At 72.2% G+C, this 14,494-nt stretch carries 16 protein-coding genes; 9 read left to right on the forward strand and 7 right to left on the reverse strand.

Features of this window, described 5'->3' with window-relative positions:
• Positions 1-572: 572 nt before the first annotated feature.
• The 4 genes from ACWGL3_RS01335 to ACWGL3_RS01350 are packed head-to-tail and all read left to right on the forward strand — an operon-like array spanning position 573 to position 3,736.
• The gene (locus ACWGL3_RS01335; protein WP_267944906.1) at positions 573-1,502 is read left to right on the forward strand and encodes a S1 family peptidase; all 930 of its coding nucleotides are present in this window, start codon (positions 573-575) and stop codon (positions 1,500-1,502) included.
• A gap of 55 nt (positions 1,503-1,557) precedes the next feature.
• Positions 1,558-2,061: a hypothetical protein gene (locus ACWGL3_RS01340; protein WP_267944907.1), complete on the forward strand. Its 504-nt coding sequence runs from the start codon at positions 1,558-1,560 to the stop codon at positions 2,059-2,061.
• A 49-nt stretch (positions 2,062-2,110) separates the two neighbouring features.
• Complete coding sequence (locus ACWGL3_RS01345) at positions 2,111-2,476, forward strand: CU044_2847 family protein (protein WP_267944908.1); 366 nt, start codon at positions 2,111-2,113, stop codon at positions 2,474-2,476.
• Positions 2,477-2,530: 54 nt separating this feature from the next.
• Positions 2,531-3,736 carry a protein kinase domain-containing protein gene (locus tag ACWGL3_RS01350; protein ID WP_452460644.1) on the forward strand — a complete coding sequence of 402 codons (1,206 nt, stop codon included), beginning with the start codon at positions 2,531-2,533 and terminating at the stop codon, positions 3,734-3,736.
• Positions 3,737-4,081: 345 nt separating this feature from the next.
• Here ACWGL3_RS01350 and ACWGL3_RS01355 read toward each other — a convergent pair whose 3' ends face one another.
• Entirely contained in the window at positions 4,082-5,125 is a 1,044-nt protein-coding gene (locus ACWGL3_RS01355) for an NAD(P)-dependent alcohol dehydrogenase (RefSeq protein WP_452460645.1), read from the reverse strand.
• A gap of 94 nt (positions 5,126-5,219) precedes the next feature.
• On the opposite strand from ACWGL3_RS01355, the gene ACWGL3_RS01360 reads away from it, so the two are divergent.
• On the forward strand, positions 5,220-5,828 hold the full coding sequence (locus tag ACWGL3_RS01360; protein WP_452460646.1) for a TetR family transcriptional regulator: 609 nt from the start codon (positions 5,220-5,222) through the stop codon (positions 5,826-5,828).
• Positions 5,829-5,897: 69 nt separating this feature from the next.
• Here ACWGL3_RS01360 and ACWGL3_RS01365 read toward each other — a convergent pair whose 3' ends face one another.
• Complete coding sequence (locus ACWGL3_RS01365) at positions 5,898-6,287, reverse strand: MmcQ/YjbR family DNA-binding protein (RefSeq protein WP_267944912.1); 390 nt, start codon at positions 6,285-6,287, stop codon at positions 5,898-5,900.
• 92 nt (positions 6,288-6,379) lie between these two features.
• On the opposite strand from ACWGL3_RS01365, the gene ACWGL3_RS01370 reads away from it, so the two are divergent.
• The gene (locus ACWGL3_RS01370) at positions 6,380-6,835 is read left to right on the forward strand and encodes a VOC family protein (protein ID WP_267944913.1); all 456 of its coding nucleotides are present in this window, start codon (positions 6,380-6,382) and stop codon (positions 6,833-6,835) included.
• Positions 6,836-6,971: 136 nt separating this feature from the next.
• Here ACWGL3_RS01370 and ACWGL3_RS01375 read toward each other — a convergent pair whose 3' ends face one another.
• Entirely contained in the window at positions 6,972-7,379 is a 408-nt protein-coding gene (locus ACWGL3_RS01375; protein ID WP_267944914.1) for an MmcQ/YjbR family DNA-binding protein, read from the reverse strand.
• 233 nt (positions 7,380-7,612) lie between these two features.
• Here ACWGL3_RS01375 and ACWGL3_RS01380 point away from each other — a divergent pair, with 233 nt between their 5' ends.
• Positions 7,613-8,275 (forward strand): LysE family translocator, encoded by a 663-nt coding sequence (locus ACWGL3_RS01380; RefSeq protein WP_267944915.1) that lies wholly within the window; start codon positions 7,613-7,615, stop codon positions 8,273-8,275.
• A gap of 271 nt (positions 8,276-8,546) precedes the next feature.
• Positions 8,547-9,188 carry a GOLPH3/VPS74 family protein gene (locus ACWGL3_RS01385; RefSeq protein WP_267944916.1) on the forward strand — a complete coding sequence of 214 codons (642 nt, stop codon included), beginning with the start codon at positions 8,547-8,549 and terminating at the stop codon, positions 9,186-9,188.
• A gap of 89 nt (positions 9,189-9,277) precedes the next feature.
• Here the strand turns inward: ACWGL3_RS01385 and ACWGL3_RS01390 are convergent, their stop codons facing one another.
• The 4 genes from ACWGL3_RS01390 to ACWGL3_RS01405 form a co-directional block, all read right to left on the reverse strand.
• Positions 9,278-9,526, reverse strand: coding sequence for a helix-turn-helix domain-containing protein (locus ACWGL3_RS01390; RefSeq protein ID WP_267944917.1), 249 nt, complete (start codon positions 9,524-9,526; stop codon positions 9,278-9,280).
• On the reverse strand, positions 9,526-10,023 hold the full coding sequence (locus ACWGL3_RS01395) for a DUF2975 domain-containing protein (RefSeq protein ID WP_267944918.1): 498 nt from the start codon (positions 10,021-10,023) through the stop codon (positions 9,526-9,528). The genes ACWGL3_RS01390 and ACWGL3_RS01395 overlap by 1 nt, the downstream gene beginning before the upstream one ends.
• Before the next feature lie 285 nt (positions 10,024-10,308).
• The gene (locus ACWGL3_RS01400) at positions 10,309-11,508 is read right to left on the reverse strand and encodes a PP2C family protein-serine/threonine phosphatase (protein ID WP_267944919.1); all 1,200 of its coding nucleotides are present in this window, start codon (positions 11,506-11,508) and stop codon (positions 10,309-10,311) included.
• A gap of 487 nt (positions 11,509-11,995) precedes the next feature.
• Positions 11,996-12,529, reverse strand: coding sequence for a dihydrofolate reductase family protein (locus tag ACWGL3_RS01405; protein ID WP_452460647.1), 534 nt, complete (start codon positions 12,527-12,529; stop codon positions 11,996-11,998).
• Between the two features lie 305 nt (positions 12,530-12,834).
• Here ACWGL3_RS01405 and ACWGL3_RS01410 point away from each other — a divergent pair, with 305 nt between their 5' ends.
• Positions 12,835-14,433 carry an alpha/beta hydrolase gene (locus ACWGL3_RS01410; protein WP_267944921.1) on the forward strand — a complete coding sequence of 533 codons (1,599 nt, stop codon included), beginning with the start codon at positions 12,835-12,837 and terminating at the stop codon, positions 14,431-14,433.
• The last annotated feature ends 61 nt before the right edge of the window (positions 14,434-14,494 follow it).

Consider the following 14,494-nt stretch of genomic DNA (forward strand, 5'->3'; position numbering starts at 1 on the left):
CGGGGGCGAGCCGACCCGGCCTCCGGTCCGATCGGCGCTGATACCGGTCTCGCAGTTCGTCGAAGGGCTCACAGGGCGCCGGACCGCCGAAGCGGTCCGGGCCCGCGTCGACCTCCTGTGGAAGGGAAGCCGGGGCGACGGCCCGGTCGCCGCGCGCCACCGCGGCGACCGGTCGTCGGACGGGTGCGTCCGGTCCCTGTCCGACGGCTCTCCCCCGACGGGTGCCCGCACGGGCCCGCACCCGCCGACCGGGCGTGGACAACAGATCATCCGACGATATGAATTACCGACACCCACGGCGAAATCATGAAAATCCTGCAAACCCCTTCAAGGCCGCGTTCGCCACCGCACTCGCGCCACCGAATTCGGCGATCCGTGGAGGCATTTCCACGTTTATCCCTGCACCCGCACCCCCGTTTGGGTGCAAGAACTCCAGGGTATGGGCGGTGTACCAGTTTTTCCCGCCGGGCCCGGCCCGACCCGCACCCCCGCGACGCGAAACCGGCACCCTGCCCCGCCCGCGTTCCCCGCCGCCCTCCCAGAATTGTGTTTCGAGTGAAAGGAACACCGGGGTGGTCGAATCCCCGTACGTTCCGCGGTACATGGGAAGAATCCTCACCTCCGACGGCGCTCCCCAGGGAACCTGTTTCCAGATCGACCCCGACGGCTACCTCGTGACCGCCTGGCACGTCGTCCGGACCGCGCTCGGCCTGGAGGACACGTCTGCGGAGATCGCCGAGGTCACGGTGGACAGCCTCGGAGACCCGGACCTCAAACCCACCCGGGCGTGGGTGGTGGCCAGGAACCGCAGAGCCGACCTGGCCCTGCTCAAGACGGACACGGCCCTGCCCGACAGCGCCCGCCTCCTGCGCGCCTCGGACTCGGCGGAGCAGGGCGAGGAGGTGACCCTGGTCGGCCACGCCGTGATCGAGGACATGACCCAGGCGCCCCAGCCGCGATCGGTCCAGGCCCTGGGGCGGTGGCAGGGAGAGGTCGCCCGCACCGACGGCCTGCGCCTGGGCCGGATCCAGTCCGCCGACGTCATGCCGGGCATGAGCGGGGCGCCCGTCCTCCGCCGCGGCGACGACAGCGTGCTCGGAGTGGTCTCGTCCCGCCACAATGCCGGTGACGCGTGGATGACGCACACCGTGTGGGTGTCCCGCACCGAGGACCTGCTCGAACTGTGCAAGGGGCACGTGCCCGTGCGGAAGGGCCGATGGCTCGGGGTCGCCACAGCCGCGGCCGGTGGCGCCGCAGCGGGCTACACGGTGGCCGAGTACGTCCACCGGCGCGGCGGCACAGACGCGACGGCCCCCTCCGGTTCCACGGCTTCCGAGGCCGCCCCCGAGTCGACCGCCTCCACCGCCGTGGACCTCCCCGCCGCCGACCAGGAGCCGGGTACTTCCGTCCTCTCCGACGTCGTCACGGACGAGGCGGCCTCCCGGGCGACGGAAAGCGTGCTGAAGAGGGCCGTCAGCACGTTTCTCGACTGGTTCCCGTGAACCGCCGGCAGTCGCTCGTCCACGGTCTCCACGGTCGCACGAAGGGTGCACGACGTTGATCCTCATGAGTCCCCGGGCCTCCGGGTACCGGACCTGGCTCCACCTCGCCTCCTCCATCGACACCCCCGCCCTCGAACTCGCGCACACGAACCCGGACGGCAGCCGGGGAACGCTCTACATCGCGCGCGGAGACGCCTACGTCCTCCCCGACAACGGGCTGATCCTCGGCTTCCACGTCAGGTACACGGGCGGGTCCAGCGCCTTCTTCGCCCTCGACCACTCCGGCCCGCCGGACTGGCACGAGAAGCGCGCCGCCGTGAAGGAGGCGGCCCACTTCGTCTGGGACGCGGTCAGCGTCGGCAGGATGATCCTCGCCCGGTCCCCCGGCGGGCTCGCCGCCTCCGGGGCCGGCTACGTGCTGCGGCACACCGAGGCCGGCAAGGCGGTCCGGGGGGCCGTGGTCGGCCTCCTGCCGGACTGGGTCGGTTCCCCTCCCGACCCCGGCTACTACCGCCAGTCGGACGGCGCGTACATGATCCGGGGCGCCTACCACCTCTGAAGTTCCCGGGGCGCGGACCGGCGCCCTACGGCCCCCGAAAGGTGCGAGCGTGTCCCTTCCCAAGAAGTTGGTGCCGATCACGATCGACGGCGTGGACGTGTACGTCGCCGTCCAGCAGCTGCCAGGGGCCGAGCCGATGACCTCCGGCGTCACCGAGGCCGTCGCGAACAAGGCTGCGGAGGCCGTCGACCACGTCCAGGACGTGGTGCGGGGCATAGCCGCCAAGTTCAGCGGCACGGTGTGGGAGCTCGCGCAGCAGGCCACCCGCCCGGAGTCGGTGTCGGTGGAGTTCGGAGTGACGATCGCCGCCGAGGGGTCGCTGGTCGTTTTCAGCGGCTCGGCAGAGGCCTCGGTGACCGTCACCCTGACCTACCCCGTCCCCGGCCCCTCCGACGGCGGCGCCCCGGGCCCCTGACGGGCTCGGACCAGGCCGGGCGTGCGGGAGGTCCGCCGCACGCCCGGCCGTCCTGTGCCCCTTGCCGGATACCGGCGGGGTCCCGGCGCCCGCACCACCTCCGGACGCCGCCTGGTCGTCAAGGTCATCCGCCCCGAACTCGCCTCCGAGGCCGGCTTCCGCGCCCGCTTCGCCCGCGAGGCCGAGACCGCGCGCAAGGTCGGCGGATTCCACACCGCTCAGGTCGTGGACGCCGACCCTCACGCCGACGCGCCCTGGATCGCCACCGCCCACATCCCCGGCCCCACCCTGCAGCAGGCCGTCCGCGGCCACGGCCCCCTCACCACGCCCGCGCTGCAGGTGCTGGCCACCGGCCTCGCCGAAGGACTGAAGGCCATCCACGGGTGCGACCTGGTGCACCGCGACCTCAAACCCGGCAACATCATCCTGGCCGAGGACGGCCCCCGCATCATCGACTTCGGCATCGCCCGCCCCTTGGACGCCGACAGCATGACCACGCGGGGCGCGGTCTTCGGCACCCTTCCCTACATGTCACCGGAGCAGACCGACGGCTCACGCGTGGGTCCCTCATCCGACATCTTCTCCCTGGGCACCGTGCTGGTCTACGCCGCCACCGGTACCAACCCCTTCGCCGGGGCCACCATGGCCGAGACCCTGCGCCGCGTCATCAGTCCTCCCCCCGACCCGGGGACGTTCGACCCGGAACTGCGGGCGCTGGTCCTCGAGTGCTGGAACCACGATCCGGTCCAACGTCCAGTCCCCGACCAGATCCTCGCCCGCTTCGAGACCCGCGACCTCCACGGCTCCTGGCCGCCCCCCGCCGCCCGCACCGCACCGGCCGACAGCCCTCCTCCGTCCCCACCGGCCCGGGACCCCGGTGAGAGAGCCGAGAACGCGACCCTTCCGCCCCAGACAGACCCCCTCGCCGAAACGACCGTGTCCGGCAACCCGAACCCCACCAGGTTCCAGGCACCGACCCCTGCCGCAGAGGGTTCCGCGGTTCCCCTGCCCTTCCCCCCTGCGACGACAGACTCCGGCGGGCGGGCGCCGCGACGAAGGAGGTGGCCGTACTACATCAGCGCGGTGAGTGTTCTCGCGATCGTTTCCGTCCTGCTGTGGCGGGGCTTGGGCTCGCACCCCGAAGCCACTCTCACCGGACACGGTGGCGGCGTGTCCTCGGTGGCGTTCAACCACGACGGCACCACCCTCGCCACAGGCAACAGCTACGACGGCACCGTACGGCTGTGGGAGCTCGATTGATCCCTTACCTGGGGGCCGTTGATCCGATGGTGGAGCAGCCTCGGGGATGAGGGAACCTCAGACCAGCAAGTGCGAGCCCTTTCGCTGACCTGAGGTCGTCGGTGCAGGGCGGCTCCTGGTGTGCTCCCCGGTACCGGCCACCGCACCGGAACCAGCCCACCGCTCTGAACTGGCGTTCCGCTCAGCAGTGCGGCGGCCTCGGCCACGTCCGGCAAACAGGCTCTGGCAAGTGTCCTGGGTGAAGTGCATGGTCGCGTGCCCCAGCCCGACCGAGATCTCCTCGACATCGGTGCCGGCCGCGAGCGCCCGCAAGGCAGCCCCGTGCAACGTGGCCGGCGCCGCCGCTCAGTCCAGGTCGGACATGTCGAGCACGAAGCGGTAGCGGACGTCGTTGCGTTCCAGGCGTTCCAAGGCCGTGTTCACCTGCGACGACGGCAGCAGTTCGATGTCGGCGGTGATGCCGTGCTCTGCGCAGAAGCGCAGCAGGTCGGCGGTGGAGGGTCGGCCGCCGCTGCCGGCGGAGCTGAGCCTCTTGCGGCCGATGAGCAGGTCGGTGGTCTCCACGGTGACCGGGCCGAGGTGCCCGAGGTGGCTGAGGGTGCCGTCCATGGCGACGGTGCGCAGGTAGGGGGTCAGGTCGTGGGGGGCGGAGACGGTGTCGATGACCACGTCGAACCGGTCCCGGACGGCTTCCATCTGCGCGGCGTCGGTGGAGACGACGAATCCGTCCGCGCCGAGTCCGTACGCCTCCTCGGCCTTGCCCGGTGTGCGGCTGATGACGGTGGTCGTGGCGCCGAGTGCGGCAGCCAGCTTGACGGCGAGGTGTCCCAGACCGCCCAGCCCGGCCACGGCGACCGTGCTGCCGGGGCCCACGCCGAGGGCCCGCAGGGGTTCCCAGACGGTGACGCCGGCGCAGAGCAGGGGGGCTGCTCCGGCCGCGTCCAGGCCGGCGGGCAGGTGGTGGACGAACGTGTCGCGGACCACGTATTCGCGGGAGTAGCCGCCCAGGGTGGTCGCCCCGTCACGGCGGTCGATTCCGCCGTAGGTCAGGGTCGGGAAGCCGCGGCAGAAGTTCTCCTGGCCGGCCTGGCACATGGGGCACGTGCCGCACGAGTCGACGATGTTGCCGACGGCCACGGGGTCGCCCGGGGCGAAGCCGGTGACCGCGCCGCCGACCTCGCTCACCGTGCCCGTGAACTCGTGCCCCGGCACCAGGGCCCCGTCCATGTCGCTCTTGTGGGCGCGTAGGGCGTGCAGGTCGCTGAAACAGACGCCGCAGTAGTCCACGCGCACCGCGACGTCGTCCGGACGCAGGTCCCGGCGCCGGAGGTGGGTGCGGCGCAGGGCGCGGGTCGCAGGGTCCGCCTGCCATCCGATGGTGGTGCGCATATCTCTCCAAAGACAGACTGTTCGGTCTATTTGAAACCTAGGCCGTCGGAGCCGGATAAGCAAACAGACTGGTCTGTCTGCTAACGTGGCGGCCATGCCCGAACAGCCATCGAGCGCGCGCGGGGCCGCCACGCACCGGCGGATCGTCGACGCCGCCACACAGGAATTCGCCCGGTACGGCATCGCCGGAGCCCGCATCGAGCGGATCATCACCACCGCACGGACCAACAAGGCCCAGCTCTACGGCTACTTCGGCAACAAGGAACAGCTCTTCGACGCGATCTTCTTCGCCTCGCTGGAGCGCATCATCGATGTCGCCCCCATCGACGCCGGGGACCTGGCCGACTGGGCCGTGCGCCTCTACGACGAGTACCTGGCCCGTCCCGACCTCATCCGCCTCGCCACCTGGGCCCGGCTGGAACGGCGCCCGACCGGGCACCTCGTCGCGGAGCACGAGCGCTACGACGACCACAAGCTCGGCGCCATCGCCGAGGCCCAGGCCGCCGGGCGCATCAGGCAGGGCGACCCCTTCGACGTGATGGCCCTGGTCATCGCCATGTCCATGGCCTGGTCGCCGGTGAGCAACGTCTACACCGCCACCGCGACGGAGCCCCAGGGGGTGCACGAACAGCGGCGCGACCTGTTGCGGGACTGCGTCCGCCGCGCCGTCGCCCCGGAACCGGCAGCCTCCGCCGCGCCCTGAGCCGCGGGTGCGCCCGTGCGGCGGCCCCGTACCCCCGCAGGGTCGGCGCGGTGCGCCTACGCGGTCGCCTCACCCCTTCCTGCGGCCCTCCCCGCCCGCTCGGGGGCGGCGGGCCCGGGGCACGGAGTCCAGGACGAGCTCGTAGGAGTGGTCCACGAGGTCCCGGATCATGTGCTCGGTGATCTCTTCGCCGGCGCCCACGGAGGGCCAATGCTTCTTGTCGAGGTAACGGCCCGGGGTGATCGAGGGGTACCGGCGCCGCAGGGAGCGGCCGTGGTCGGGCTCGACCTTGACGGTGACGATGCGCTCGTCTGGGTCGTCGGTGACGATCAGGAAGACCTTGCCCGCCACCTTGTACACGTCCAGCTTGTCGACGAAGGGCCGCCCTTGGTCGGTCCCGGGCAGGTCCCGGGCCGCGCTGCGCGCGGTCTGTTGGAGCTGCTCTCCGGTGATGGACATGGCCACTCCTCAGGTCTGTGGCGAAAGTGCGCCCCTGCCGTCCGCGGGACCGGTCCGGCACGAATGTCGGACGTGTCCGCCAGACTCCGGTCATGGAGATGACGCTGCAACTGACGATCGACTGTTCCGACCCGCGGAGACTGGTGGCGTTCTGGAGCGAGGCTCTGGGATACATACCCGAACCCCCACCGGGCGGACACACCACGTGGCGGGAGTACTGGGCAGCCATGGGGGTGCCGGAGGAGGAGTTGCCCGCGGGCACGGGCGACACCCCGGAGTCGATCGTCGATCCCGCAGGGCAAGGGCCCCGGGTGTGGTTCCAGCGGGTTCCGGAACCCAAGGCCGCCAAGAACCGGATACACCTCGATCTGAAGGTCGGCGGCGGTCGCGACGTCCCGTTGGCGGTGCGCACGCAGCGGGTCACCGCCACGGTGGAGAGGCTGGTCGAGGCCGGCGCCCGCGTGCTCCGGACCACGGATGAACCGGACATGGACCATTACGCGGTCCTGATGCAGGACCCGGAAGGCAACGAATTCGACGTCGTCTAGGAATCGTTCGGCCGTGCTGCTCACGGCCGCTCGTCGACCGCCGCAGCGAGGACGACCTCGGCGCCGCGCTGCCCGGCCGTGAACACGGTGGACAGGGGCTTCCGTTGCCGCTCGACGGCCGGGCGCAGCCCGGTGGTCAGCCCGCCGCGCGAACGTCCGGGCGCGTGGCCGGCTTTCTCGACGGCGTCCCGACGGGGCGGTGGGACCGGGGCAGGTTGCCCACCACGAGCCGGTAGGACTCGGCCACCAGCTCCCTGACCAGGTCCTCGTCGATCGAGTCGCCGGGAGCGAGCGTGATCCAGTGCCTCTTGTTCATGTGGTAGCCCGGTGTGATGTCGGCGTGGGTCTCGCGCAGGGCTTCGGCCTCACCGGGGTCGGACTTGAGGATCACGACCGGTTTGCCGGGGACCTCGGTCATCAGCATGAACACCTTGCCCCGGACCTTGAAGACCTCCCAGTCGGGTCCGAACGGGTGCTCCAACCCGGCACCCACCAGGGTCTCGGCGTGTTCCTGGGCCGTGTCCTGCAAGGTTTCGCCGTCCATCGCCACTCTCCGTCCTCGCGTGCTGCGGCCGTGGGCGCTCGGCGCCCGCGTGCCGTCGCCCTGTGTCTCTCCTACCCGGTCCGACCGGCCCACACAGGTCGTCGAACTGCGTGGACGCGCTACGGGCTCCGGCCTCGGCCCGGCTGCCGGGAGCAGGCTCCTCCCCTGCCGGGGAACCGACGCGTGTGGAACGGTACCCCGGACGGGGGCCGGTCGCCGCTTAGGTTGGGTTCATGCTCTCTTCGGCGCAGCTGGCTGTCTTCGTACCCGCGGCGTTGGCGGTGGCCGCCGCGCCCGGAGCCAACAACCTGCTCGCCTTCCGCAACGGGCTGCGGCAGGGCCTGCGTCCGGCCGCCGTCGCACTCCTCGGACGCTTCGCCGCGTTCGCCCTCATGCTCGGTGCGGTGACCACCGGCCTGGGGGCGCTCCTGCACGCCTCCCGGACGGCCTTCGAGATCCTCCGCGTCGCCGGGGCGGCCGTCATGGTCGGACTGGGGGCGTGGGTGGTGTGGTCGGCGCGCGCCGCCTCCGCGCCGAACGGGTCCGCACCCGACCGGGAGGACGGGGGCGCCCGTGATACGGCGCCGTGGAAGCTGGCGGGGCAGGAGTTCGTCACCGCCGCCGCCAACCCCAAGGCTCTCCTGCTGTTCACGGCGTTCCTACCACCGTTCGTCTCTTCCGGGTCCGGCGTCGCGGCCGGAGTGCAGCTGGTCGCGCTGGGCGGGCTCTACATCGTCTGCGAGGCGGCCACCGCCCTGGTCTGGGCGACCGCGGGGCGCGTGCTGGCGGGGCGCCGCCTGCGGCCGGTGACGCTGCGCCGCCTGGACCAGGCGTCCGGGGGAGCATTGATCGCGTTCGGCGGAGGGCTGGCGCTGGCGGACCTGTCACGCCGGTAGACCCGGGGAGCCGCATGCGGCGTCGGCGCCCCCGGGCCCGCAGCCGCCGTCCGACAGCCGTACCGCGTCCGGGCCGTGATGCCTGTACCGGTGAGGACATGACACCGTGTCACTGGTGTCGCGGCGGAGCAGGACGAATACTGGTCCGGCCCCCCGGGGCGGGGTCGCGGACACGCCGGCACGGGGTTCGGGAGCTCCGGCGCCGGGAAGAGACGGTTCCGCGCCCGGCAGGCCGGGCGCCCCGGGCGGGACGGACGCCGAGGAGAAGACGATGGAACCGACACTGCCGCAACGGCTCTACCTGCTCAGCTACGACACCGACAAGAACCGGTTCGACCCCGTCAGCACCGCCTACCGCGGCCACCTGCTGCGCGCCGCGGCGCTGACCGAGCTGATCCTCGGCGGCCTGCTCCGTGCCCGGGACGGTAGGGCCGAGCGCGACACCGCCCGCACTCCGGAGGACCCGTTCCTGGCCGAGGTGCTGGACGGCCTGTCGCCGCACGAACCGGGCCACTGGATCAACGCCGTCCCGGACCGTGAGTGGAAGGCCGAGAGGGCCGTGCGCGAGCAGCTCGTCGCGAACGGGTCGATCACGGTCGACCGCGGCCGGGTACTGGGGCTCTTCCCGACCCTCGACGTCACCCTCGAACACCCCGGAGAGGTCCGCCGGCTGCGCGAGCGCGTGCACGAGGCGGTCCGCACCGAGCACACCGTGGCGACCGCCCCCGCCGAGGACGTGGCCCTGGCCGCGATCGCGGCCGACGGCGATGTCTGGACGGTGTTCACCCCGCAGGAGCGGCACGAGTACAGGGCCGGGTTCAAGGCGGTCCACGAGCGCTTCGGCGTCGAGGTGCCCGGGATGCGCACCGCGATCCTGGCTGCCGTCGTGAACCGGCGGGCGGGGACCGCCTAGCAGGCGGTGTCGGCGCGGAGGGCGACGCGTGGTGACCGGCCCCGGCCCGTCGGCCGCCCCCTGCCGGTCGGCCTGGTCCGCCCCGCTGTTCACCGCCCCGGCTGCGTGGTGGCGGGCTCGGGGGCATCGGCCGGCTCGGGCTCCCAGCGCAGCAGGTCCCCCGGCTGGCAGTCGAGCACCGTGCACAGGGCGGACAGGGTCGTGAAGCGCACCGCCTTGGCGCGGCCGTTCTTGAGCACCGCCAGGTTGGCGGGCGTGATCCCGACGCGGTCCGCGAGTTCCCCGACGGACATCTTGCGCTTGGCCAGCATCACGTCGATGTCGACGACGATCGGCATCAGATGACCTCGTCGAGCTCGCCCCGCAGCCGGGACGCCTCGGCCTTGCTCTCGATCGCCTGGGCCAGCAGCGTCCTCAGCACGACCACGATGAGCGCGACCCCCAGGAGCGCCGTGCCCACGCCGCCCACCAGCAGGACCACACCCGGCGGCACGGCCTCGCCCGGGGCCATGACGAACCCGAGCCCGAACACCAGGAGGGCGGCCGCCACGATCGCGCCGATCATCACGTCGACGTACCGGAAGGCGGTGCTGGAGAACACGGTCCCGCGCCGCACCTTCGTCACCAGGAGCCACACACAGACCAGAACTGCCTGGACCGCAACGATGCCCAGGAACACGATCGCGATCACGGGGGCGCGCACGAGCAGCGGGTCGGCGCCGGCCTCGCGCAGGTCCGCGGCCAGCAGCGGCACCATGACCGCCTGCACGAACACCGACCCTCCGAGCAACATCACGAGCACGACGCGCAGCGCCAGCACCGTCAACTTCCCCATCGCATCTCCCTGGATCGTTTCTCAATAAGAATCTATCGAAAAACGATAGCAGCGGCAATGGAGTGCCCCTGTTCCTGAGCCCTCGTCCCCCGACTCCCCCGCCGGCGCCCCAGGGACCCGGCCCTCTCGGAGTCGGTCGGCCTGCCCCTCTAACGCGCCCGCGCCGCGTTCACAGAGCGGTGACAGAAGCATCCCGGGGCGTGGAGACCGCACCGGGACCGCTCCGGGACCCACGTCCACGGGGGCCCTGCCCCGGATCGCGGGGGCGGCGGCGCCGCCCGGTGCTCACCTGTCGGCTCCGGCCCGGGTACGGCGGCCCTCGTGGTGGGAGCCGCGCCAGTCCAGGCACACGACGGTGGCGTCGTCCTCCGGGCGCCTTTCGGAGGCGTCGGTGACCGCGGCGGTCAGGGTCCGTACGACCTCACGGGGGTGGTCGTCGGCGGTGTCACCGATCAGCCGGGGCAGGTCGACGGATGCCGCCCGGCGGTCCTGCATGCCGTCGGTGTGGAAGACGAGGCGGTCACCGGGGCGCAGGTCGAGGTGCTGCACGTGATAGGCGACCGGTACGTGCATACCGAAGGGCAGGTCGACGTCCAGGCCGACCTCGTTCACCGTGCCTTCGCGCAGGAGCAGCGGCCAGGGGTGCCCGGCGTTGACGATCTGCGCGCCGGTGCCGTCCAGGGCGATGCGCACCAGCTGGCCTGTGGCGAACGAGTGGTCTCCGTGGTCCAGGAGGGCCCGGTGGGCCTGATACGCCTGATCGGCCAGGTCGGCGCCGGCTCGGCGGGCGCTGCGGGAGGCGTTGACCAGCAGGGTGGCCATGAGGGCGGCGTTGACGTCGTGGCCCATGGCGTCGGTGATGGACAGGTTCAGGGTGTTGCGGTCCAGGGAGTAGTCGTAGGTATCCCCGGCGACGGAGTCGGCGGGCACCAGGGCCGTGGCGAGGACGAACTGGGCGGCTTCGCAGGAGGACGCGCTGGGCAGGAGGTGGCGTTGGATCTCGCTGGCCAGGCTGATCGGGGTGGTGCGCCGGCCCCAGTGGTAGAGGTCGGTGAAACGGCGGTCGGTGACGATGATGTACGCCAGCGCGTGCGCGGCCCCGCGGACCTCGTCCAGAACCTCCCCCGTGACGTGGGGCAGGGTCAGCTCCAGGATGCCGATGACGTCGCCGCGGTTGGTCACCGGAGCGAGCACCTGCTGCCCGTGCCCGTCCCCGGGTCCCTGCACCAGTTCCTGGGTGCGCAGCACCCGGTCGTAGACGCTGCCGTCCAGCGGAATCTGCTCGGGCTGGCGGTCCTTCCGCGTGACGGTCTCCTCGCCGACCCGCACCACCTGCCGGCCGACCATGTCGGCGAACAGGAACGAGACCGCGTGCGCGTCGAACCGGTCGCGCAGATTGCACGCCACCACGTTGAGGGACTCCATCGGCGCGGCGTCCTCCGCCTCGGCGAGCATCTCCGCCAGCCCGATCCGGTCACCAGCCATCGTCTCCCCCAGCGTTTTCGCGCACCCGCCTCACACTGACCGTGCGTACCACCTTCCCCCGCCCACACCGGCTACACCTCGGGCAACAGGCGGCCCCGACCAGCGCGTATTGCCGCCGTCGAAGGCCGCCGGGAGCGGAGCCGGCCCGCAGTGCGGCGGTCAGGAGAGCGGGAAGCAGGTGCGGGCGAGGCAGGTGCGGGCGAGGCAGGTGCGGGCGGAGAGGTCCCCGGCCGGCCCTCCCCCCGGAGCGGTGCCGCGTTCGTGCGATGCGCGCCGCCCCCCGGCGCCGGGGGGCGGGGTCGGCGGCCCCTCCCCTGCTCCACGGGCACCTCGAAGGTTCCGAAGTCGGCGGCGCGCAGCGTCACGGAGTCCGCCTCGTCCGGCGGGGCCGGGAAGTAGACGGAGGGGCCCCGCCGTCTGCCGAGCAGTGGGCGTCAGAGGCGCCGACCGCCGGGATCCCCGTGGACGGCTGCCGGTACACGCTCGGTCAGCTCCCGTCCGCCGAGAAGCGGTAGAAGGACTGGACCGCCCCCTGGTCCGTCGCGAACGAGGAGACCAGGTGCGGGCGCAGGGGGCAGGGGTCGGGTCCGAAGAGGGGGATGCCCTTCCCGAGGAGCACCGGAACGCGGGTCACGGTGAGGTCCGAGAGGAGACCCTCGGCCAGGAACGCCTGGACGGTGCGGCCCCCGTCGGCGTAGGCGCGCTTGACCCCGGCCTCGGCGAGGGCCGTCCGCAGCGCGGGGAGGTCCGGATGGACGGTCACCGGCGAACTTCCCAGGTCCGGTCGCGGTCCGGCGGGCAGCGTCGTGGAGAGCACATGGATCGGTGTGCCCCGGTAGTGGTCCCCTGTGAACTCCCGCATGGTGTCGTAGCTCGCGCGCCCCATCGCCAGGGCGTCGACGGTGGCGAAGAACTCCTCGTAGCCGGTGTTGTCGAAGACGGTCAGCCAGTCCAGCTCGCCGTCGGGCCCCGCGATGTACCCGTCGAGGCTGCAGCCGAGGAAGGCGTGAAATGTGGTCATGCCCGAACCGTAGCGGCGCCCCCGGGGCGGCGGCCTGACCGATCTTGCGCTGTTCGGGCCGTGCCCCGGAGCTGGCTCTCGGCCCGGCCCCTTCGTCGGCCCCGCCGCTCCCCGGTACCGGTCGACCGGTGCCACGGGGGCTCCCATGACGTTTGAGGGGGTGAACCGATGACGCCGCGTCACTGGTGGGCGCGGCGGGGTGACAGCAGTCTGAGGGGGTGCTTCCCGGCGGCGACGGCCGCCCCTCACAGCGGGGGCGACGGGCTGCCGGGAGGCGGGAATCCGCTACCCAGGAGGCTGCACACGTGGAACGAAAATGGAGCACGGGCCGGAGTGCGCCGCTGACGGCGGTGGTCCTCCTCGCCGGTTCGCTGGTCGCGGCGGCGCCCGCCGCGGCCGACGATCGCGACGGGAGGCCGGTGCCGGAGGTGGAGTGGGGCGCGTGCCCCGCCGACGTCCCGACCGGGCCGTACCCGCTGGAGTGCGGGACCGTGCCGGTACCGGTGGACTACGGCGACCCCGAGGGCGCCGGGATCGACATCATGGTCTCCCGCCTTGCCAGCGAGGTACCGGGTGAGCGGCGCGGCATCCTGATGCTCAACCCGGGCGGCCCGGGCGGCTCCGGGCTGTCGATGCCCGCCGACCTGGCCGCCCTGGGCGCGCCCGCGAGCCTCTCGAACACCTATGACCTGATCGGCATGGACCCCCGCGGGGTCGGGCACTCCGCACCGGTGAGCTGCGGTTTCACCACCGACCAGGCGTACTACGGCAACATTCCGCCGTACGCCGTCGACGACGCGGCCATCACCGACCAGGCGGTGACCGCCGAGGCGGTCGCCGACCGGTGCGCGGCCAACGACACCGACGGGCTGCTGCCCCACATCTCGACGGCGAACACGGCCCGCGACATGGACCGGATCAGGGCAGCGCTCGGCGAGGAGAAGACCGGCTACTTCGGGGTGTCCTACGGGTCGGCGCTGGGCGCCGCCTACGCCTCCCTGTTCCCCGAGCGCACGGACCGGATCGTGCTCGACAGCAACATCGGCGACACCTTCCTCGGCTACGACGGTCTCCGCCAGTTCGGCGCGGGCTTCGAGGAGGCCTTCCCCGACTTCGCCGCCTGGCTGGCGCGACGCGACGGCAGCTACGGCCTGGGGAACTCTCCGGAGCAGGTGCGGGAGACCTACTTCGAGATCGCGGGGCGGCTCGACGAAGAGCCGGTGGCGGGCGTCGACGGCCCCGCCTTCCGATTCGCCTCCTTCATCGGCCTGTACGGCGAGCCGAACTACGCCCGGACGGCGCAGCTGTGGCAGGCGCTGGACGACCGCGACGAGAGCGCGGTCCAGCGGTACCTGGACGGCCCGGCCGGTGGCGGTGAGGAGACGGCCGAGCCCGTGGCAGCGGACAACGCCTGGTCGGCGTTCCTCGCGGTGGCCTGCAACGACTCCGAGTGGCCGGAGGACCTCGACACCTACCGGAGCGGTGTCGCCGAGGACCGGGAGCGGTACCCGATGTACGGCGCGGCCCCTGCCAACGTCATGCCGTGCGCCTACTGGCACCACGAGCCGGCCGAGGCCCCGGTGGAGATCACCGGGGAGGGCCCGGACAACGTCCTGATCGTGCAGAACCTGCGTGACGCGGCCACACCGTACGCCGGAGGCGTGAGGCTGGACGACAAGTTCGGGCAGCGGTCGCGGCTGGTGAGCGTCGACGGGAACGGGCACGGCGTCTACCTCTACGGTGACAACGCCTGCGCCTGGAACGTCACCACGGGCTTCCTCGTCGACGGCGAGTTCCCGGAGCGGGACGTCTCCTGCGGGGCGTCCGCGAACGCCGGTCCGGGACCCGGCAGCGGGGCGGAGCGGCTGCGGACCGAAACCCTCGACCGGCTCGGCGCCGCCTGACCCGGGTCGAGGGGCGTGGTCGCCCGAGAAAGTGATCAGCACCGCCTGGCCCATCGTCCGC

Source organism: Nocardiopsis sp. NPDC055824, assembly GCF_053616335.1.